The organism is Maribacter taeanensis (assembly GCF_047345145.1).
Taxonomy (GTDB): Bacteria; Bacteroidota; Bacteroidia; order Flavobacteriales; family Flavobacteriaceae; genus Maribacter_C.
This window is the reverse complement of record NZ_JBLFER010000005.1, coordinates 154,936-175,427: the sequence shown is the minus strand read 5'-3', so window position 1 is coordinate 175,427 and position 20,492 is coordinate 154,936. Positions and strand designations below refer to the sequence as shown.

Annotated in this window: 18 protein-coding genes; 15 read left to right on the top strand and 3 right to left on the bottom strand. The window is 38.2% G+C overall.

From position 1 onward, the window contains the following. Positions 1 to 123: 123 nt before the first annotated feature. Positions 124 to 1,140, bottom strand: coding sequence for a hypothetical protein (locus tag ACKWCD_RS15715; RefSeq protein ID WP_413984907.1), 1,017 nt, complete (start codon positions 1,138 to 1,140; stop codon positions 124 to 126). A 133-nt stretch (positions 1,141 to 1,273) separates the two neighbouring features. Then, entirely contained in the window at positions 1,274 to 1,993 is a 720-nt protein-coding gene (locus tag ACKWCD_RS15710) for a DUF547 domain-containing protein (protein ID WP_413984906.1), read from the bottom strand. Between the two features lie 237 nt (positions 1,994 to 2,230). Between ACKWCD_RS15710 and ACKWCD_RS15705 the strand changes: the two genes are divergently transcribed. The 5 genes from ACKWCD_RS15705 (at position 2,231) to ACKWCD_RS15685 (ending at position 8,134) form a co-directional block, all read left to right on the top strand. Further along, positions 2,231 to 3,577, top strand: a complete 1,347-nt coding sequence (locus ACKWCD_RS15705; RefSeq protein ID WP_413984905.1) for an NAD(P)/FAD-dependent oxidoreductase — start codon at positions 2,231 to 2,233, stop codon at positions 3,575 to 3,577. Between the two features lie 94 nt (positions 3,578 to 3,671). Next, the gene (locus tag ACKWCD_RS15700) at positions 3,672 to 5,252 is read left to right on the top strand and encodes a 4Fe-4S binding protein (RefSeq protein WP_413984904.1); all 1,581 of its coding nucleotides are present in this window, start codon (positions 3,672 to 3,674) and stop codon (positions 5,250 to 5,252) included. A gap of 221 nt (positions 5,253 to 5,473) precedes the next feature. After that, the gene (locus tag ACKWCD_RS15695; protein WP_413984903.1) at positions 5,474 to 5,959 is read left to right on the top strand and encodes a toxin-antitoxin system YwqK family antitoxin; all 486 of its coding nucleotides are present in this window, start codon (positions 5,474 to 5,476) and stop codon (positions 5,957 to 5,959) included. Continuing rightward, positions 5,959 to 6,648 (top strand): glycosyltransferase family 2 protein, encoded by a 690-nt coding sequence (locus ACKWCD_RS15690; protein WP_413984902.1) that lies wholly within the window; start codon positions 5,959 to 5,961, stop codon positions 6,646 to 6,648. Before ACKWCD_RS15695 ends, ACKWCD_RS15690 begins: the two co-directional genes overlap by 1 nt. 1 nt (position 6,649) lies before the next feature. Further along, positions 6,650 to 8,134, top strand: a complete 1,485-nt coding sequence (locus ACKWCD_RS15685; RefSeq protein WP_413984901.1) for a cellulose synthase family protein — start codon at positions 6,650 to 6,652, stop codon at positions 8,132 to 8,134. Positions 8,135 to 8,140: 6 nt separating this feature from the next. Here the strand turns inward: ACKWCD_RS15685 and ACKWCD_RS15680 are convergent, their stop codons facing one another. Then, the gene (locus ACKWCD_RS15680) at positions 8,141 to 9,187 is read right to left on the bottom strand and encodes an SMP-30/gluconolactonase/LRE family protein (protein ID WP_413984900.1); all 1,047 of its coding nucleotides are present in this window, start codon (positions 9,185 to 9,187) and stop codon (positions 8,141 to 8,143) included. A gap of 131 nt (positions 9,188 to 9,318) precedes the next feature. Here ACKWCD_RS15680 and ACKWCD_RS15675 point away from each other — a divergent pair, with 131 nt between their 5' ends. From ACKWCD_RS15675 to argH, 10 genes are all read left to right on the top strand, one after another. Further along, positions 9,319 to 10,662, top strand: coding sequence for a mannosyltransferase (locus ACKWCD_RS15675; protein WP_413984899.1), 1,344 nt, complete (start codon positions 9,319 to 9,321; stop codon positions 10,660 to 10,662). A gap of 236 nt (positions 10,663 to 10,898) precedes the next feature. Continuing rightward, complete coding sequence (locus ACKWCD_RS15670) at positions 10,899 to 11,507, top strand: GNAT family N-acetyltransferase (RefSeq protein ID WP_413984898.1); 609 nt, start codon at positions 10,899 to 10,901, stop codon at positions 11,505 to 11,507. 151 nt (positions 11,508 to 11,658) lie between these two features. Then, complete coding sequence (argG, locus tag ACKWCD_RS15665; RefSeq protein WP_413984897.1) at positions 11,659 to 12,843, top strand: argininosuccinate synthase; 1,185 nt, start codon at positions 11,659 to 11,661, stop codon at positions 12,841 to 12,843. Positions 12,844 to 12,970: 127 nt separating this feature from the next. Next, complete coding sequence (gene argC / locus ACKWCD_RS15660) at positions 12,971 to 13,945, top strand: N-acetyl-gamma-glutamyl-phosphate reductase (RefSeq protein WP_413985057.1); 975 nt, start codon at positions 12,971 to 12,973, stop codon at positions 13,943 to 13,945. Between the two features lie 52 nt (positions 13,946 to 13,997). Continuing rightward, positions 13,998 to 14,792 carry a pyrroline-5-carboxylate reductase gene (gene proC, locus ACKWCD_RS15655; protein ID WP_413984896.1) on the top strand — a complete coding sequence of 265 codons (795 nt, stop codon included), beginning with the start codon at positions 13,998 to 14,000 and terminating at the stop codon, positions 14,790 to 14,792. Positions 14,793 to 14,886: 94 nt separating this feature from the next. Continuing rightward, a complete protein-coding gene (locus ACKWCD_RS15650) occupies positions 14,887 to 16,023 on the top strand; it encodes an aspartate aminotransferase family protein (RefSeq protein WP_413984895.1) in 1,137 nt (378 codons plus the stop codon). Between the two features lie 71 nt (positions 16,024 to 16,094). After that, entirely contained in the window at positions 16,095 to 17,036 is a 942-nt protein-coding gene (locus ACKWCD_RS15645) for a Rossmann-fold NAD(P)-binding domain-containing protein (protein WP_413984894.1), read from the top strand. Positions 17,037 to 17,195: 159 nt separating this feature from the next. After that, the gene (gene argB / locus ACKWCD_RS15640; RefSeq protein ID WP_413984893.1) at positions 17,196 to 17,969 is read left to right on the top strand and encodes an acetylglutamate kinase; all 774 of its coding nucleotides are present in this window, start codon (positions 17,196 to 17,198) and stop codon (positions 17,967 to 17,969) included. A 56-nt stretch (positions 17,970 to 18,025) separates the two neighbouring features. Continuing rightward, positions 18,026 to 19,093 carry a M20 family metallo-hydrolase gene (locus tag ACKWCD_RS15635; protein WP_413984892.1) on the top strand — a complete coding sequence of 356 codons (1,068 nt, stop codon included), beginning with the start codon at positions 18,026 to 18,028 and terminating at the stop codon, positions 19,091 to 19,093. Positions 19,094 to 19,168: 75 nt separating this feature from the next. Continuing rightward, entirely contained in the window at positions 19,169 to 20,449 is a 1,281-nt protein-coding gene (gene argH / locus ACKWCD_RS15630; protein ID WP_413984891.1) for an argininosuccinate lyase, read from the top strand. The last annotated feature ends 43 nt before the right edge of the window (positions 20,450 to 20,492 follow it).

The following is a 20,492-nucleotide window of genomic DNA, read 5'->3' as shown; positions in this document are numbered from 1 at the left end:
AACTAGGAATAAAAGTCCTCCCCCTAGCCCCCTCCGAATGGAGGTTGAACTATTACTAATCTAAGAATTCCTTCATGCATAAAAATCAGTTCCCTTCCCTCTGGGGAGGGTTAGAGAGGGGACTTAGAATATACCTCTTAGCCCAAGATTAAAGGTTTGACCTAAGCCTGTATTATTGCCCCTAACAAAATTGGTGTATAACAATTCAAGATTTAAGGCTTTTGTCAGTTGATATTTCGCTCCCCCGCCAACAGCAGTAAAGTTCTGTCCAAAATTGTTTCCTAAATCTACTCTAGAAGAATGTTGTGCCAATGCTAGTACAGTAAACTTAGAACTTGGGAAATAACTCAAGAACAATCCAGGCGTTAAATTCAAACTATTATTTGCAAAACTTCCTTCCACCGTATTTCCATTGTCATCTCCCTCAGAGGCAGCACCAAAACTAAATTCTGCATTTAACTCTGTAAACAACTGCCATTTATTCCCAGGAAAAGTATAATCATAGAAGAAACGGTTTTGCCATATAAATCCGTTTTGGTCAAGAAAAACAGGTCTTACCAGTTGCTCAATTATCGGATTACCATTTGCATCTGTAATAACATTGCCATTACCATCTAATCTAGGGCCACGAACACCGTCCTCGGTTTCATTATCTACAAGCGGAATAAAAAATGAGCTTTGAATACTAAAATTACTTAAAGATGCAAATGGTACGAATTTGACAGATGGAGCAATTGAAGTTAAACCAGATCTTGCGCTACCTGTTTCTCCATCAAACTTAAAAACATCTAAAGCATCTCTTCCTCCAATAACGTTTGATCTGAATTCTAAGATCCCCCCAATATTCCATCTTTTATTCTGACCAACGCCAGTATAAAATTCTAAAGTAGAGGTAAAGAAAGATTCTCTTGGTTCCTTGCCCTCCGAAAAAGTACTTTCGTTTTGAGTATATAAATTATTAAACCATTTTAAATCTACTTGGCCTTTTCCAATAAGCTTTGACGGAGTGTATTGTTGAATGTTACTTTGCTCTTGCGCCGGCTCATCCATTTCTTTGTCTTTCATTTCATCTTGTGCAAAACCAACAGATGATGCAAAAATAATTCCTGCTATTGCGATATAATTTTTTATTGTTTTCATAGGTAAGCTGTTTATTTTAACTTCCACCTCTGCGGAAATATCTTAATTATTGTTGTTATTTTTAAATAGAATCTTCACCCCTACCTCTTTAATTAGCATGAGATACGATGAAACATTCAAAATGTATTTGTGATTACTGCGCCTCGTTCAACGTCCAGTCATATAGGTAGTAGGATACTTTTGCTTTCTCTGGAAGCTTTTCAGATTTGTATTTATTGATAAAATCGACAAGCTTCATTCCGTCTTGTTTGAAATCACCAGGGTACCATTCAAAAATTTGAGACACCTGTACTTTATTCTTTTTAACACGGATGAAATTCGAGTCATTAATCGCCAACTTTGTCTGAGTTTCTAACTGTGTCTCAAGTTTTGAAGGTGTGTATGCCTCACCGATAATAGGTGGACAGCCTAGTCCGCCGCATACCAACACAAAATGAAAGCGTGGTTCTTTCGGGAAAACTTTTCGAAGCAATTTATTCTCGATATCATTAAGGGTGATTTTTGTGCCACCGATTTCGTTTTTGTTCCCATCGAAAAATCCGGGCTTATCTATAGGTGATTTTATCGGGTAGTTCTTTACAATTTCGTCAATTACTAAAAGATTGTAGCCATTGATCCAAAAAGATTGGTACTCGGCTGCATTGTCTTTCGAAACTGAAATCACTTTTGCCATTTCTAATAGCTCATTCAAAGCTGCGGGATTATCCTTGATTGCCTTGTACGCAACTTTTCCATTTTTGACATTTGCTTTAAAAAAGGCATCAGACTTTGAAAAGAATTCTGAAGTGTTCTGTGAGAACGCAAAAGAAATTGTAAGAAATAAAACGATTACTAAACTTATATTTTTCTTCATAATAAATTGATATTGTCATTCAAAACTGAAACCTCTGTCGAAAGCATTTTAACATCCCTACAAAAATAATCTACTTTTATGTTTTTTTTAAGATTTTCAAAATCAGAGGCTTACAAGTTCGAGAACCACATACAAACCTTACATAATAGGTTAATATTTAAATTCTTTCTAAATTAAGCAATGTGATTAAGTTCTTAGATTTTACAGCGACCTAATTTTCATTCCCAAAATATACATATGGAACATATTGTTATAATAGGTAACGGAATTGCTGGAGTAACAGCCGCCCGACATATTAGAAAACTCTCTGATAAAAGAATTACCGTAGTTTCCGCTGAAACCGATTATTTCTTTTCGCGCACCGCACTCATGTATGTGTATATGGGGCACATGAAATTCAAACATACGCAACCCTATGAAAATTGGTTCTGGAAAAAGAATAGAATTGAACTAGTTAAAGGATATGTCAATACCGTAGACCACCAGAACAAGAAGTTGGTTTTGGCCGATGGAGATTCTCTTGCTTATGATAAACTAATTCTCGCCACAGGATCAAAACCTAACAAATTTGGATGGCCAGGTCAAGATTTACCTGGAGTGCAAGGCTTGTATTCTAAACAAGATTTAGACCAGCTGGAAGCAAATACACCCGACAACAAAACGTGTAAACGCGCTGTTATTGTCGGTGGAGGGTTAATAGGAATTGAAATGGCCGAAATGCTCCGTAGTAGAAAAATTCCGGTTACATTTTTGGTTCGTGAGACCAGTTTTTGGAACGGGGTTTTACCCGCGGGTGAATCTGCAATGATTAACGAACATATTCTTGAGCATCATATTGATTTGAAGTTAGCTACCAACCTTGTTGAGATACTGGCAGATGAAAACGGAAGAGCAAAAGCCGTCACAACGGACAAAGGCGAAACTATTGAATGTTCTGTAGTCGGACTTACAGCAGGCGTCTCGCCTAATATCAATTTTCTAAAAGATTCGGGTATTGAATTAGGTCGCGGCATTAAAGTCAACCGTCATTTAGAAACCAATATCAAAGATATTTATGCCATTGGTGATTGCGCCGAGCAACATGAAGGCATTGGTCAAAGAAGGCCAATTGAAGCCGTTTGGTATACTGGCAGAATGATGGGTGAAACTGTTGCACAAACCATTTGCGGAAATAAGATTGAATACAAACCCGGACATTGGTTCAATTCAGCCAAATTCCTAGACCTTGAATATCAGACCTACGGATGGGTTTTTAGTGAACGTAATAGGAAAGAAAACGAGCAACATTTTCACTGGCGCGACGACAAAGAGAAAATTTGTGTTACGGTAGCTTTCGATAAAGAAACAAAACAATTTTTAGGCGTCAATACTTTTGGTATTCGCATGAGACACGAAATTTTCGACCGCTGGCTTACCGAGAAACGCGATGTCAATCATGTGATGGAATATTTAAAAGATGCCAATTTCGACCCTGAATTCTATGCACAATACGAAGGCAAAATTGTTTCAAAATTCAATTCAGAATTTGGAACAAGTATTTCCCCCAAGAAAAAAAGTTGGAAACGAATATTTAGCAACGCTTAAAATAGGATTTCCAGTCGAGAGCAGTCGAAATCAACTCATGAAATACAGATAAAAAGATTCCGGCCTTAGCCGGAATGACAATAAAACATTTTTAATGAAAGCAATACAAAACATAGGCATCGCCATTTTTTTAGTCGGGCTAGGTATTTTCGCCGCCTTACCCTTTATAGGGTCCTTCCAATTAGACCAGAGTACTTTTGATGAGATTGCGACTGAGAAGCGAATAAAGAGTGAACTCTTTATAGAAGACATACAGCAAAATGTTGTTGGAAAAGAGTTTTCAGGGATGATTGATTTATCCTCCAATATCTCCAAAGCGCTTGACGATGCAAATGCAACCCATGTAAAGAATAAAGAATACAAGAAGAAAATATATACAAAGTCTAGTGAGATGGCTTCCATAATTGGCAAGAGGTCTGGAACAGGATATATCGCCAATAACAAAGGGATCATGTGGTTTTTAACCTTCGGTTTAGGAATCATTGGAGCGCTCATGTTCATCGTACCTCAAGTAGTTACTTTGGGTAAAAAAGGAATTAAAAATGATGGAGTTTACCATCAAAGTTCTACCGGTCAAGGCTGGATTGCATGGCTAGTGTTCTTCTTCCTGATTTCTTTTTATATGGTATTGTACTTCGGTTCTGAATATGCAGTAAACTGGACATATCTCGTCGACCCAATTAGTGAGAGTTTAAGTGGTAATCCTGCCGGGCATTGGTTTGTATATGGTTTTATGTACTGTGTGATTATGGTCGTAATGGCGGTTCGTATGTACATTAAATACCGCCATAACATGTATCAAATGGTGCGAACCACGTCGGTGTTGTTCTTTCAAATCGTCTTTGCATTTCTGATTCCGGAAATCATGGTGCGCTTACAAATGCCATATTATGATTTCAAAAATGCTTTCCCGCTAGATTATGATTTCTTTTTTCAATGGAATTTGAAGTCTCTTCTAGATAGTGGAGGTATCGGACTCTTCATTTTGGTATGGGGAGTTGTTTTAACCGTGGTCATCGTTCCTATAATGGTATACTTCTTTGGAAAAAGATGGTACTGTTCCTGGGTTTGTGGATGTGGTGGGTTGGCGGAAACGTTAGGAGACCCTTATAGACAACATTCTAGCAAATCTTTATTTTCTTGGAAAGTCGAAAGATGGTTGATTCATGGTGTTTTGGTCTTCGCAATTGTGATGACAGGAATGACACTTTATAGTTTCTTTGCAGAGACAAGTACGGTACTCGGAATCAAAACTTCCAGTATTCAAAATACATACAGCGTGTACATAGGTTCAATCTTTGCAGGTGTCATCGGAACTGGCTTCTACCCTATTTTCGGTAATCGAATGTGGTGCCGTTTTGGTTGTCCGTTAGCCGCTTATTTAGGATTCGTTCAGCGCTTTAAATCTCGCTTTAGAATTACAACAAATGGTGGTCAATGTATTTCTTGTGGAAATTGCTCTACCTATTGTGAACAAGGTATCGACGTTCGCGCATATGCTCAAAAAGGTGAAAATATTGTCCGCTCAAGTTGTGTAGGCTGTGGTGTTTGTTCTGCTGTTTGCCCACGCGGTGTTCTAAAATTAGAAAACGGACCAGAGGAAGGGCGCATCAATCCGACAGAAGTATTGTTAGGGAATGATGTTGATTTGATGGAGTTGGTGAATAAAAAATAAGAAATTAGACCGCTGCGCTTTTAGAAAAAAGACGAAAGACTAAAATTTTGATGGAACAAAAAAGCACCTCCCCTCAGATGAGGGGAGGTGGATTCACCAGTGGCGAAGACGGAGGGTTTGAAAGCCCAAGTCACTGCGTTAAACTCAGAACAAAATATGGAACCCCTTAATAAGGTGTTAGTTTAAATACAAACTTCCGACATATTCTAAAAAATAATCCCGTGTTTGCCAAGGTATTCATACTTCTGACATTCTTTTTATCCTTCGGAAATCCATCCGAGGAAAACAGCATGTATCACAAAGAATACTATGAAACAGGCAAAACAAAGGCTGAGGGTTGGATTTATAATGGAATCAAAACAGGATACTGGCGATTCTATCATCCCAATGGGAAAATTTCAGAACAAGGCTACTACCAAAACAATCAACGTATTAAATATTGGTACTTTTACAGTCCGAAAGGAAAGAAGCAATCGGAAGGACATTATATTAATGGGAAAAGGGCAAATTGGTGGCTTTTTTATGACGAAAACGAAAAAATTAATCACAAATGCCAGCTGAGCAACGGCATTAAAAACGGCTATTGCCTGATGTATAACAATACCAAATTGACCTCAGCGGAAAAATATAAAAATGGGAAGAAAATTAAAGAATGGTTCAGTTTCAGTAGTTTTAGGCGCGAAAACAAGCTTTCCGATTTAAAGTAATGACAAAAATTAAAGTTATCATTCCTGCTTTCAACGAGGCGGATTCCATTGCAGAAGTGATAAAAGAAATTCCTGACTCGGTTGATGAGATTATTGTTGTCAATAACAACTCCACCGATGAAACGGTACAAAATGCTGAGGCGGTAGGGGCTACTGTACTAACCGAAAATCGAAAAGGATATGGATATGCCTGTTTAAAGGGTATGGATTATATCGCCGAACAATCCAATCCACCTGATATCATCGTATTTATCGACGGAGACTATTCTGATTACCCAGAAGAACTCACCAAAATCGTAAGTCCCATTTTAAATGATGGTTATGATTTTGTAATAGGTTCTAGAGTGAAGAGACTAAGAGAAGAAGGTAGCATGACCCCACAACAAATATTTGGAAATTGGCTCGCTACCTTTTTAATGAAACTGTTTTTTCGGGCAACATTTACTGACTTGGGGCCGTTTAGAGCCATAAAATATGACAAGTTGTTAACACTTGAGATGGAAGACAAGACCTATGGCTGGACAGTTGAAATGCAGCTAAAGGCGCTTAAAAAGAAACTGGCATATACCGAAGTACCAGTGCGTTACAAAAAGAGAATTGGCATTTCAAAAGTGTCAGGTACCGTAAAAGGTAGTATATTTGCAGGCATAAAAATCCTTGGTTGGATTTTTAAATATAGTTTAAAATAATATGGGCTTAATAATCGCTTACATCATCTTAGCAATCTACAGTATTGCACTGTTGTTGATTTTCTTCTATAGCCTTGCGCAGTTGAACCTTTTGGTCAATTACCTAAGTAATAAACGCCAAAATAAAATTGCTCCAAAATTTAATCTATTAGACCCAAAAGAGATTCCGTATGTGACCATTCAACTTCCCGTATATAATGAGGAGTATGTGATGGACCGTTTGTTGGAAAACATCGCCAAAATAGAATATCCAACGAGCAAGTTAGAGATTCAGGTTTTAGATGATTCAACCGATGATACGGTTATTGATACTGCTAAACATGTAGAAGCTCTTAAAGCAACCGGACTTGATATTACCCACATACGCCGTACAAATCGTCAAGGTTTCAAGGCTGGTGCATTGAAAGAAGGTTTAGAAATTGCAAAAGGAGAATTTGTAGCGATTTTTGATGCAGATTTTCTTCCGGATAGTGATTGGTTGAAAAAGACCGTTATTTACTTCAAAGACCCTGAAATCGGAGTTGTACAGACACGTTGGGGACATATCAATAGAGATTATTCCACACTTACCAAAATTCAAGCTTTTGCCTTGGATGCGCATTTTACGCTAGAGCAAGTTGGTAGAAACTCAAAAGGACATTTCATCAATTTTAATGGTACTGCTGGAATATGGCGTAAACAATGTATTCTAGATGCTGGAAACTGGGAAGGTGATACCCTTACGGAAGACCTTGATTTAAGCTACCGCGCACAATTGAAAGATTGGAAATTTAAGTATTTGGAAGATGTGGAAACTCCTGCAGAGCTTCCTGTTGTCATTAGTGCTGCGCGCTCACAGCAATTTCGTTGGAATAAAGGTGGTGCAGAAAACTTTAGAAAAACCGTTTGGAGTGTTGTCACAGCTAAAAACATCAACTTCAAAACAAAGTTTCATGGCGTAATGCACCTGTTGAACAGTTCAATGTTCTTATGTGTATTTATGGTAGCCTTATTAAGCATCCCTGCCATGTATATCAAGGCCATTTATCCGCATTTGGATTGGGTGTTTACAACACTTAGTTTCTTTGTCTTGAGTACTATTATACTGTTTGTTTGTTATTGGTTTACCTATAAAAGTATTCAAGGTAGCAGCTTTGACAATTTTGTGGATTACATCAAAATTTTCTTTACTTTTTTCTCGGTTGCCCTCGGATTCTCTTTGCATAACTCCATTGCCGTTCTAGAAGGCCATATGGGAAAACGCAGTGAGTTTGTACGTACTCCGAAATTCAACATCAATAGCCTTAAGGAAACATGGAAAGGCAACAAATATTTGGCTAAGAAACTTTCACCAAATATGATTCTAGAATTTGCCTTAATGGGCTATTTTCTCTTCGGAATGTACAGCGCAATACCCCTAAATGATTTCGGACTCTTTCCGTTTCACTTTATGCTTTTTATTGGCTTTGGGTATGTGTTTACGAAGTCGCTTACCGCAAGGGCCTAATTCAAATTACTCATTCGGCTTCAAAATCAAAAAATGGTCATCCATAACATTTCCCGTTAGGATGATATCTTTATAAGGAGCAGCAACAGTAGATGCCGACATTTCAGTACCATCATTCAAATACACCATTTCAATAGTATAATCACCTTTACCACGATATGCAATTTTGATGATTTCGGAAGGTGCGATTTCGTTCCCTCCGCCGGCATAAGATGAAAAGGCTAGTAAATTTGGATGCGCACCTATCCATAAATTTCCGTAGGAATCAAATTCAATATTGTCAACTCCCGTTCCACAATCAATATCTTCAATAAAATTCAGTGAGCCATCTTCATTGGTGGCATACACCTTCACTTTAAAATTTCTTGGCTCGGCAACAAAGAGTAATTTTCGTTTAGCATCATAGTTTATTCCATTGGCATAGCCGATTCCCTTGGCTACTTCAGTATAGGTTTCACCATCAAAATACATCACATTAGATAAGCCCAAACCGCCGTAATCCTCTAATAACATTCCTACTCCGTCCTCATATTTATGGTCGTTTGTAAAGTAAAAGCGATTCTCATCCAACATAACCACATCATTCGGACTCACCAAAGCAGGATTCGTTATCGTTCTTTCAAAGGTCAAAACACTATCACGTAATTTGAACACTTCAAATGAATGCCCTTCTAAAGTGTGATTTATAGTCATTACCTTATATGTGCTATCTGTCTTGTAGATTGAAATTCCATGTGGTGCAAAAGGCGTGTTTAAATCCGTAGTCAACATTTTGAGTTTATACTCTTTGGAATTTAAATCCACCAAGTACAGCCCGCCAGTCTTTTGCTGTACTTCCAAATCTTTTTTTCGAGGGGAAGCTGAAACTAATGCATAACCCCATTCAGGAATCACTATAATATCTTCAGCACCTTCAACAGGTATTTCTTTTATAACTTCTCCATCAAAGGTGTTTTCTATGGCTCTAAAATATCCTGTTGAAACCATAACATATCCCACATATACAAGAATGAGAAGCAAGCTGTAGCCGATTATTTTCTTTAAACGTTTCATAGAAGTTTGAATAAGTAGCTTTGAATTTAGCTTTTTCACTACTTTATTGCAACGAATTGACCATTAAATGACCTTACTGCTTATATCCACTAAAAAACCTATTTTAGTTCCACCGAAACAGCCAAGTAATAATGCCCAACCAAATACTTAAATATTGGAATCTCCATAGGGTATCCATCCTTTTGGCAATTTTAAGTTTGGGATTCTATTACACGTTTGCCTACCATTTAGAGCGAACAGATTTTATAAAACTACTTGGTCTTTTTGCGGCGCTTTTCTTTTTGTGTTTCAAACTTGTTCAATTTGAAAAATGGAATTTTAAATTTCTACTTGTCATAGGAATTCTATTTCGACTAGTCTTCATAATTGCCGAACCCAACCTATCACAAGATTTCTATCGCTTTATTTGGGATGGGGAATTGGTCCGTCATTTTATAAATCCGTATTTGCATGTTCCAAACACCTTGATTGAACAATCTGATTTGGTTATTGCCAATGCCCAAGAACTCCATAATGGCATGGGAAGTTTAAGTGCGAGGCATTTTAGTAATTATCCCCCCTTAAACCAATTGCTATTCGCTTTGGCCGCTTTACTCGGCGGAAAAACCATTCTAGGTTCAACCATAGTCATGCGCATTGCTATTATTCTAGCAGATATCGGAGTTTTATATTTTGGGCGAAAACTCCTAAAGAACATCAACCAATCGCCTCATCTCATTTTATGGTATTTCCTAAACCCTTTGGTCATCATTGAATTAACAGGAAACCTTCATTTTGAAGGCATCATGCTTTTCTTTTTTGTTTGGGCACTTTATTTACTTTCGGTTCGTAAATGGCAATGGGCGGCAGTGGTTTATGCATGTTCCATTTCGGTAAAATTGGTGCCGCTATTATTTCTTCCCCTATTCTTAAAACATTTCAAATTCAAAAAAGCAATTGGATTTTACACGATTATTGGAGCGACTTCCCTCCTGCTCTTTGCACCTTTTTATTCTTCGGAATTTATCAATAACTATTCGCAGACTATCGGGCTCTGGTTTTCGAACTTCGAATTCAATGCTAGCCTATGGAATGTGGTCAAAAAAATCGGGATTCAGTTCGATGCCAAACCATGGGAGTTGATTAAAACGTATGGAAAAATAACTCCGATACTAACCATTGTTATCGTTCTACTTTTTACATTCCTGAGAAAAAATCAGAAATTATCTGTTCTGCTAACTTCCATGCTTTGGGTCTTGACACTCTATTATTTCATGTCGGCAACAGTACATCCGTGGTATGTTATTTTCCTTTTGGTTTTAACAGGCTTCTCAAAATATCGCTTTGCCATCATCTGGTCCGCAGCCATTGTTTTGAGCTATTTCGCCTATTCCCTAACTGACTTTAAAGAGAACTTATGGTTATTGGCCATTGAATATCTGGCAGTTTTGACCTTCTTAATTTATGAATTGGTTGCATATCGTAACAAAACTTGAATTTTTTGTAAAAAATTACACATGAGTTAGGTCAGTTCAAGAGTTTTTGTACATTTATCCTGTAATGAACGCACAAAACAACATATTAACTTCTACGAGCATCACTGCTCCCGTACGTCCGTTCGCTCCCCGTCGTCGTCGCCCGTAAGGGTACTACACATTTCATGGAACTAGGTGAGTCCAGTTCCGCACAAACAAATCACATTTTCTTTTTTATCCTTTAAAACATCATAGCAATGAACATTGTTGTTGCTACCACATCACATTTTAAGTACGCGCAAATCATTTGCGACACCATAGCCGACTCGGCAAAAGTTCGAGGCACCGGTATTGCCAAGCGTACGCCTGAATACATTCGAAAAAAGCTAGAGAATGGCAATGCTGTTATTGCTTTAGATGGAGATACCTTCTCAGGCTTCTGTTATATCGAAGTATGGGGGCATGAAAAGTACGTCGCCAATTCAGGATTAATTGTACACCCAGATTACAGGTCTCAGGGACTCGCAAAAAAAATTAAAGCAAGCATTTTCAAACTGTCACAGGAGAAATTTCCAGAGGCTAAGATATTTGGAATTACCACAGGACTTCCCGTAATGAAAATCAATTATGAGTTAGGCTACAAACCTGTGACTTTCTCTGAACTTACAGACGATCCAGAATTTTGGAAAGGCTGTCAGACTTGCAAAAACTTTGACGTACTCACTAGAACAGACCAAAAAATGTGCCTTTGTACAGGAATGTTGTTTGACCCAGCTACCAAATCAAAGAAAAAGACAGTGAATGGTAAAGCATTTAAAAGATTGAAAAGTATTAAGGAGAGTTTGTTCCTTAAAAAAAGAAAATAGGAATAGAATAGAGAAAAAAGAGAAGAGAATATAGACTCTCTTTTCTATTCTCTCTTCTCTATGTTCTTAGAAAAAGTAGAATTAAAGTAAAAGATTCCCACCAGAGTTTATCCTGAGCGAAGACGAAGGGCGGGAACGAAAATAAAAGAGTATGAAGTTAGTTTTAGCATATAGCGGAGGATTAGACACCAGTTACTGCGCCAAATACCTAAGTAAAGAAAAAGGATATGAAGTACATGCCGTAAGTGTAAATACCGGTGGATTTTCATCCGAAGAAATTAAGTCCATTGAAGGAAAAGCGCTCCAACTGGGAGCAACTTCCTATACTTCAATCGACGCGGTTCAGACCTTCTACGAAAAAGTAGTGAAATATCTCATCTTCGGAAATGTTCTGAAGAACAATACGTATCCGCTTTCCGTCAGCGCAGAACGAATTGTGCAAGCGATTGAAATCGTGAACTATGCCAAGAAAGTAGGCGCCAAATATATCGCCCACGGAAGCACAGGTGCAGGTAATGACCAAGTGCGATTTGATATGATTTTTCAAATCATCGCTCCTGAAATTGAAATCATAACGCCGATTCGAGATAACAAATTGGCGCGGGAAGAAGAGATTTCCTATCTCAAAGAAAACGGAGTCAATTACCCTTGGGAAAAAGCAAAATACTCCATCAACAAAGGCCTTTGGGGAACATCTGTTGGCGGTGATGAAACATTGACTTCTGAAAAATCACTACCTGATTCTGCTTATCCAAGCCAATTACAAGAAAAAGAACCATCAGAGGTAAAACTCACTTTTGAGCAAGGGGAATTGGTTGCCATTGATGGTCAAAAAGACAATCCGGTTGCGAATATTGAAAAGCTTGAAACCATGGCATCCAAATATGCCATCGGAAGAGATATTCACGTCGGCGATACGATAATCGGCATCAAAGGCAGGGTCGGTTTTGAGGCTGCGGCTGCACTCATCATTATCAAAGCACACCATTTGTTAGAAAAACATACGCTGTCAAAATGGCAACAATTTCAGAAAGAGCAACAAGGTAATTTCTACGGAATGTTGTTACACGAAGGCAACTATTTAGACCCCGTAATGCGAAACATAGAGGCATTTTTAACCGATTCGCAAAAAACCGTTTCAGGTGATGTTTTCGTGGGATTATATCCTTTCCAATTCCGATTAAACGGAATCTCCTCAAAGCACGATTTGATGAACGCATCATTCGGAAGCTATGGTGAAATGAACAAAGGATGGACAGCAGATGACGCGAAAGGCTTCATTAAAATACTTTCGAATCCAGGGAAGATATATAATCATGTGAATGATAATTTATAAATGAATTAGCAACAGTTTCCCTCCTAACAAGGAGGGATTGAGGGAGGTGTTTTTGCAGAATGCCTAATTGAAAATATAAGATAGAATTAAATAGATTCCGACCTACGTCGGAATGAAACAAAAGACAATGATACGAGCAGGAATAATAGGAGGTTCAGGATACACAGGAGGCGAATTAATTCGAATTCTCTTGAATCATTCACAAGTAGAAATTGATTTTGTATTCAGCACAACCAGAGCAGGAAAAGCAGTTTCTTCAGCCCATGCGGATTTGTTGGGCACAACAGAATTGCACTTCTCAGGAGATGTAAACTCTGATGTAGATGTTGTTTTTCTCTGTTTGGGACATGGGAATTCCACTAAGTTTTTAGGAGAACATCAATTTTCGGAAACAACTAAAATTATTGATTTGAGTAATGATTTCAGGTTGCAAAAAGATGCTACTTTAAATGGGAAAAACTTTGTCTACGGATTGCCAGAACTCAATAAATCAAAAATCAGGGAAGCAAAATACATTGCCAACCCAGGCTGTTTTGCGACTGCCATTCAGTTAGGTTTACTCCCATTAGCCAAAGCGGGATTACTTAGCAAAGATGTGCATGTAAATGCTGTTACTGGAAGTACAGGGGCGGGTGTGAGTCCGTCTGGGACAACTCATTTTAGTTGGAGAAACAACAATGTAAGTTGGTACAAACCTTTTACACATCAGCATTTAGGAGAAATCAATGAAAGTTTGAATGCATTACAAACTGATGTTGGTGAGTTGTTCTTCCTTCCCAACAGAGGGAATTTTACCAGAGGTATTCTGGCAACGGCCTACACCAAATTCAAAGGAGATTCGGAAGAAGCTATCAAGCTTTTTAAGGGTTTTTATGCCGACGCTGAATTCACTCAAATTGCATCAGAGCCCATCCACTTAAAACAAGTAGTCAATACAAATCAATGTCATATTCATTTGCATAAACATGAGGACGCTTTGCTAGTCACTTCAGCCATCGATAACCTTTTAAAAGGAGCATCGGGCCAAGCAGTCCAAAACATGAACTTAATGTTTGGTTTCGAAGAAAGCGAAGGATTGCAATTGAAAGCGGGAGTTTATTAAATCAATTTAGAAAAGCGTAAAGCGAATAGCGTTTTGCGAAAAGCCAAAGAAAATGAAAATAGCCATCATAGGAACAGGAAACTTAGGATTGTCCATCGCAAAAGGTGTATTGCATAGCAACGGTGCAACAAGCATGTACATGACCAAAAGGAATGTAGAAAGCATCAAAGACTTTGAAAGCTATGGAAACGTGAAGGTCACTTCTGATAACCGGGAAGCGGTTCAAAACTCTGACATCTTGATTTTTGCTGTACAACCTGCACATTTCGGTCAAATCTTAGAAGACATTAAAGATTTGTTGACCGAGAAACATGTTGTGATTTCGACTATAACTGGTTTTAGTATTGCGAAGATGGAAAGCATTATCGGCTCTAACAATTATATTGTTCGGAGTATGCCTAATACCGCTATTTCCGTTGGAAAATCTATGACCTGTGTTTGTGCCAACGAAATGGGCAAGAAACGAATTGATTTGGCTAAAGCTATTTTTAATAGAATGGGGCATTCCTTAGAAATTCCCGAAGAACAGATGCAAGCAGCTACAGTCATATGCGCCAGTGGCATTGCCTTTTGGATGCGTTTAATCCGCGCCACAACACAAGGAGCAATTCAATTAGGCTTCGACGCCAAAGAGGCTCAAGAATTGGCCATGCACACCTGCAATGGAGCGGCAAGTTTGTTGATTGAATCAGGCAATCATCCTGAGGAAGAAATTGATAGAGTTACAACTCCTATGGGCTGCACAATTAAAGGCCTGAACGAAATGGAGCATCAAGGACTAAGTTCGTCATTGATTCGAGGAATTGTGGCCTCTTTTGATAAGATAACGGAGTTTAAAACGAAGTAAAACATAAATACAAATGTCAAAATCAAATACAAAAGAGTTTTCTCATAGAAAAGTATTGAATTTGAAATTTGTGTTTGAATTTGAATTTTGAAATATGAACCTATTCGATGTATATCCACTTTACAATGTAACTCCAGTTTCGGCCAAAGGAATTGTAGTCACGGATGATAAGGGACAAGATTATCTAGATTTTTATGGAGGTCATGCGGTGATTTCCGTTGGACATTCGCACCCGCATTACGTGAAACGATTGAAAGACCAGTTGGATAAAATTGGCTTCTATAGCAACGCGGTTCAGAATCCGTTACAAGGTGAACTGGCCACTAAACTGGGTAAACTTTCTGATTGTGAAGATTACAATCTGTTCTTATGTAATTCAGGAGCAGAAGCCAACGAAAATGCTTTAAAAATGGCATCTTTCCAAACTGGAAAAACCAGAGTTATTGCCTTTAAAAATGGTTTTCATGGAAGGACTTCCGCTGCGGTTGCTGCAACAGATAATGAGAAAATAAATGCTCCGTTGAACAAGCAGCAAAAGGTTACTATTCTTCCCTTAAATGATATTTCTGTCTTCAAAACAGAAATCGAAAAAGGAGATGTTTGTGGAGTCATCATTGAAGCGATTCAAGGCGTTGGTGGATTGGATCAACCCTCCACAGCATTTTATCAAGAAATCGCCCAACGCTGTAAAGAAAACAAGGTAGTCTTGATAGCCGACGAAGTACAATCCGGATTTGGGAGAAGTGGTAAGTTCTTCGGATTTCAACATCATGGAATACAACCCGATATCATTTCCATAGCAAAAGGTATGGGCAATGGCTTTCCTGTAGGCGGCATATTGATTCATGAAGACATCAAAGCTTCCTACGGATTACTAGGAACCACTTTTGGCGGAAACCATCTTGCCTGTGTCGCGACGATAGCTGTTCTAGAAATCTTGGAAAAAGAAAACCTTATTAAAAACGCAAAAAAACTAGGGGAATATTTTAATCAAAAAGCAGCGGCAATTCCCCAGGTAAAACGAACCAAAGGACGCGGATTAATGTTGGGGCTTGAATTCGATTTCGAAGTAGCAGAACTCCGCAAAAAACTGATTTACGACCAACATTTATTTACGGGTGGTGCAAAAGATAAATATGTACTAAGGATTTTACCAGCCTTAAATATTACAAAAGAAGATTTAGATATATTCTTTGAAAAATTAGAATTAGAATTAGCACTTAGCGAATAGCGAATAGCGAATAGCGAATAGCGAATAGCGAATAGCGAATAGCGAATAGCGAATAGCGAATAGCGAAAATTATGAAACACTATTTATCCATAAAAGACATTGACTCCCTTCCAGATTGGGTATCGGAAGCAAGAAAACTAAAGGAGAATCCCACAGCTCATAAATCTTTGGGAGAAGGAAAAACGATTTGTTTATTGTTTTTCAATAATAGCTTACGAACACGTTTGAGCACCCAAAAAGCAGCCATAAATTTGGGTATGGATGTTATGGTAATGAATTTTGGCAGTGAAGGTTGGCAACTTGAATTTGAAGATGGCGCGGTGATGAACCAAGGTAAATCAGAACACATCAAAGAAGCCGCAAAAGTGGTTTCGCAATTCTGCGATATTGTTGCTATTCGTGCTTTTGCTTCGCTAACAGACAAAGAAAAAGACGAAGCCGAAGTTGTTTTAAATGGATTCAAAAAATATGCATCTATTCCAGTAGTAAATATGGAAAGTTCTATTGCGCATCCGCTGCAGGCACTAGCAGATGCCATTACCTTAGATGAACGAAGTACCAAGGCAACGCCAAAAGTTGTGCTTTCTTGGGCACCACATCCCAAAGCTTTACCGCACGCCGTTGCCAATTCTTTTGTGGAAATGATGCAGTTGCAAGATGCGGATTTTGTTATAACGCATCCCGAAGGCTATGAATTAAATCATGAAATTACCAAGGATGCTGCTATTGAATATGACCAAGAAAAGGCAATGGAAAATGCGGACTTTGTTTATGTTAAAAATTGGAGTAGCTATTCGGACTATGGAAAAGTTTTACATCAAGATTCCAATTGGATGATGACCTCTAAAAAATTAGGAAATGCAAAGTTTATGCACTGTCTTCCTGTCCGAAGAAACGTCGTAGTTGAAGATGCCGTTTTAGATGGAGAGCAATCACTGGTAATTGAACAGGCCAATAATCGAACATTTGCGGCGCAGGTAGTGCTTAAAAAGATATTAGATGAAATAAACTAAAATGTAAAGACTCCTCCCTTTAGAAAAAGGGAGGTGGTTTTCCGCTTTACTATGGAAAAGCGGAGGGGTCTGAAAACGCAAGCCTTAATCAAAATACCACAAGCAAAAAATCAAAAAACAGTAAACAGATTCCTGCCTTCGCAGGAATGAAATTAAAAAATGAAACTATCAATAATAAAAATTGGCGGAAACGTCATCGAAAACAGCAATGAGCTGGCAAAGTTTCTAAAACTTTTCGCCAACCTTGACGGGTACAAAATATTAGTCCATGGAGGCGGAAAATTAGCAACACAACTCGCCACCAAACTCGGCATCGAATCCAAAATGGTAGGTGGTCGACGAATAACAGATGCCGAAACCCTTGAAGTTATTACCATGGTGTATGCCGGATTAACCAGCAAAAATATTGTAGCCCAATTACAAGCCAACAATTGCAATGCTATTGGATTAAGCGGAGCAGACGGTGATGCCATTCAGGCGCATAAACGACCTATAAAAGAAATCGATTATGGTTTTGCGGGCGATGTAGATGGTGTGAACAGTCTAATGATTTCGAAACTATTGGATGCTGATTTAATTCCCGTTTTTTGCGCGATGACACACGATGGTAACGGACAACTATTAAATACGAATGCTGACACCATTGCCTCCGAGCTGGCTATCGGACTAAGTGATATTTACGAAACTACGCTCTACTATTGTTTTGAAAAAAAGGGTGTTTTGATGGATGTAGTAGATGACGATTCCGTTGTAAAACATATCGACGTATCAAAATATCAACAGCTCCTAAATAACGGAATTATCGCAGATGGCATGCTTCCCAAATTGGAAAATTGCTTCCACGCCTTAAACCAAAACGTGAGTAAAGTATGTATCGGACATCCTTCCATGCTGCACTCAGAAAATGAACTTTTTACAACTATTACCTTATAAAATGACGCAGCCCTTCGACTGCGCTCAGGATGACATAAAAGAATACAATTCAGAACATGACACAAGAAGTATTGACAGAAAAAGCCTTAGATTTATTGAAACAACTGATTTCAATACAATCTTTTTCATCCGAAGAAGACAAAACCGCAGATGCTATTCAAAATTGGTTCAAGGAATTTGATATTCCTTTTGAACGGATTCATAACAACGTTTTTGCAAAGAACAAATTCTGGGATGATAGCAAACCAACTTTACTATTAAACTCCCACCATGATACTGTAAAACCAAATAAAGCCTACACAAAAGACCCTTTTCATCCACATGTTGAAGATGGAAAGTTATACGGATTAGGCAGTAATGACGCTGGTGGATGTTTGGTTTCCCTACTAGCCACATTCTCCCATTTTTACGAGCAGGAAAACCTCAACCACAATGTTTTGATGGTTGCTTCTATGGAGGAAGAAAGTGCTGGTGAGAATAGTTTACGCGGTTTACTTCCACAGCTTCCCGAAATTGATGTGGCGATAGTTGGCGAACCCACTTTGATGGATTTAGCAATTGCCGAAAAAGGATTGATTGTATTCGATGCTGTAGTTAAAGGAACTCCTTCTCATGCAGCACATCCGAACGATAATAATTCCATTTATAACACTATTGAGGTATTGAAATGGTTCAAGAATTACAAATTTAAAAAGACATCCGAAGCGTTAGGTGATGTCAAAATGACCGTTACTCAAATCAATGCAGGTAGCCAACACAATGTGGTTCCCGCGCAAGTAGAATTGGTTGTTGATGTTCGGGTCAATGACGCATACTCAAATAAAGAAATTGCAGATTTATTGAAGTCAGAAGCACCTTGTGAATTAAAGGAACGCGGATTGAAATTGAATTCCTCCAAAATAGATAAAAATCACGCTTTAGTGCAATCCGGAATTGCTTTAGGGCGACAAACCTACGGCTCGCCTACCCTCTCTGACCAAGCAGCATTGACCTGTCAATCGCTAAAATTAGGTCCGGGAGATAGTACGCGTTCTCACTCCGCAGATGAATATATTTATGTGCATGAAATTGAGGAAGGAATTGATTTGTATATTAAAATATTAGAAGGATTTCTTAAAAAATAAACACAAACACAAGTATCAAATACAAACTCAAAACTTTTGTATTTGAACTTGATTTTTGAATTTTAATTTGACAATATGAGACTCTGGGATAAAGGCTTCAGTACCGATAAAAAAATAGACCATTTCACTGTAGGCAATGACCGTGAATTGGATTTGCACCTTGCAAAATATGACGTGATTGCTTCAAAAGCACATGCCAAAATGTTAGGCAAAATTGATTTGTTGACAGAAGCGGAAACCACAGATTTAGTCAATGAACTTGATAAAATCGGAGAATCTATTGAAAAAGGAGAGTTTATAATTGAAGATTCTTTTGAAGATATGCATTCCAAAATCGAATTTCTATTGACTGAGAAGTTGGGTGATACTGGAAAGAAAATCCACACGGCGCGTTCTCGAAACGACCAAGTTTTGGTAGCGATGCATTTGTACCTGAAGGATGAGCTTTCAGAAATCAAATCACGAACAAAAGCTCTTTTTGATTTGCTTATCGATTTGGCCGAACAGCATAAAGAAGTTCTACTTCCGGGATATACGCATTTGCAAGTTGCTATGCCTTCCTCTTTCGGTTTATGGTTTTCGGCATATGCCGAAAGCTTAATTGATGATTTGTATTTTATTGATGCCGCTTACAAAGTGGCGGACCAAAATCCGTTAGGAAGTGCTGCAGGTTATGGAAGTTCTTTTCCCATAGACAGGAGTTTTACGACCAAAGAAATGGGTTTTGAAACGATGAAATTTAATGTTGTAGCAGCGCAAATGGGACGTGGAAAAGTAGAAAAAGTAACAGCTTTCGGAATGGCAAACATTGCCGCTACGCTATCAAAAATGGCTATGGATATCTGCTTGTACATGAGTCAGAATTTCGATTTTATTTCCTTCCCTGATGAATTGACTACAGGTTCTAGTATTATGCCGCATAAAAAGAATCCTGATGTTTTTGAATTGGTTCGGGGAAAATGCAACAAGCTACAAGCCGTTCCTAATCAGTTGACTTTAATGATTAATAATCTTCCTAGTGGTTACCATCGAGATTTGCAATTGGTAAAGGAAATCATTGTCCCGGCGATTCAAGATATGAGGGCTTGTTTGGAGATTCTCACCTTTAGTTTGAAGGAAATCCGTGTTAACGAAACTATTTTAAAAGACCCTAAATACGATTATCTCTTCAGTGTAGATACTTTGAATGAACTCGTTCAAAATGGAATACCTTTCCGTGATGCCTATAAAAAAATGGGGCAAGAAATTCAAGACGGCACTTTTACTCCAAAAAGAGATATTTCACATTCGCATAATGGAAGTTTAGGTAATTTATGTTTGGATGAGATTCGCAAAAAAATAAATCTAATTTTCTAGTGCTTTTCTAGTTTATCTTGGTTTTTTGGCACCTCATTCTAAC

Excerpts from the sequence above, each read along its gene's own strand:
- ACKWCD_RS15685 (WP_413984901.1), top strand. The coding sequence starts at position 6,650 with ATGGGCTTAATAATCGCTTACATCATCTTAGCAATCTACAGTATTGCA.
- ACKWCD_RS15710 (WP_413984906.1), bottom strand. The coding sequence starts at position 1,993 with ATGAAGAAAAATATAAGTTTAGTAATCGTTTTATTTCTTACAATTTCT.
- ACKWCD_RS15705 (WP_413984905.1), top strand. The coding sequence starts at position 2,231 with ATGGAACATATTGTTATAATAGGTAACGGAATTGCTGGAGTAACAGCC.
- ACKWCD_RS15675 (WP_413984899.1), top strand. The coding sequence starts at position 9,319 with ATGCCCAACCAAATACTTAAATATTGGAATCTCCATAGGGTATCCATC.
- proC (WP_413984896.1), top strand. The coding sequence starts at position 13,998 with ATGAAAATAGCCATCATAGGAACAGGAAACTTAGGATTGTCCATCGCA.
- argH (WP_413984891.1), top strand. The coding sequence starts at position 19,169 with ATGAGACTCTGGGATAAAGGCTTCAGTACCGATAAAAAAATAGACCAT.
- ACKWCD_RS15690 (WP_413984902.1), top strand. The coding sequence starts at position 5,959 with ATGACAAAAATTAAAGTTATCATTCCTGCTTTCAACGAGGCGGATTCC.
- argG (WP_413984897.1), top strand. The coding sequence starts at position 11,659 with ATGAAGTTAGTTTTAGCATATAGCGGAGGATTAGACACCAGTTACTGC.
- ACKWCD_RS15680 (WP_413984900.1), bottom strand. The coding sequence starts at position 9,187 with ATGAAACGTTTAAAGAAAATAATCGGCTACAGCTTGCTTCTCATTCTT.
- ACKWCD_RS15670 (WP_413984898.1), top strand. The coding sequence starts at position 10,899 with ATGAACATTGTTGTTGCTACCACATCACATTTTAAGTACGCGCAAATC.
- argC (WP_413985057.1), top strand. The coding sequence starts at position 12,971 with ATGATACGAGCAGGAATAATAGGAGGTTCAGGATACACAGGAGGCGAA.
- ACKWCD_RS15715 (WP_413984907.1), bottom strand. The coding sequence starts at position 1,140 with ATGAAAACAATAAAAAATTATATCGCAATAGCAGGAATTATTTTTGCA.
- argB (WP_413984893.1), top strand. The coding sequence starts at position 17,196 with ATGAAACTATCAATAATAAAAATTGGCGGAAACGTCATCGAAAACAGC.
- ACKWCD_RS15635 (WP_413984892.1), top strand. The coding sequence starts at position 18,026 with ATGACACAAGAAGTATTGACAGAAAAAGCCTTAGATTTATTGAAACAA.
- ACKWCD_RS15700 (WP_413984904.1), top strand. The coding sequence starts at position 3,672 with ATGAAAGCAATACAAAACATAGGCATCGCCATTTTTTTAGTCGGGCTA.
- ACKWCD_RS15645 (WP_413984894.1), top strand. The coding sequence starts at position 16,095 with ATGAAACACTATTTATCCATAAAAGACATTGACTCCCTTCCAGATTGG.
- ACKWCD_RS15650 (WP_413984895.1), top strand. The coding sequence starts at position 14,887 with ATGAACCTATTCGATGTATATCCACTTTACAATGTAACTCCAGTTTCG.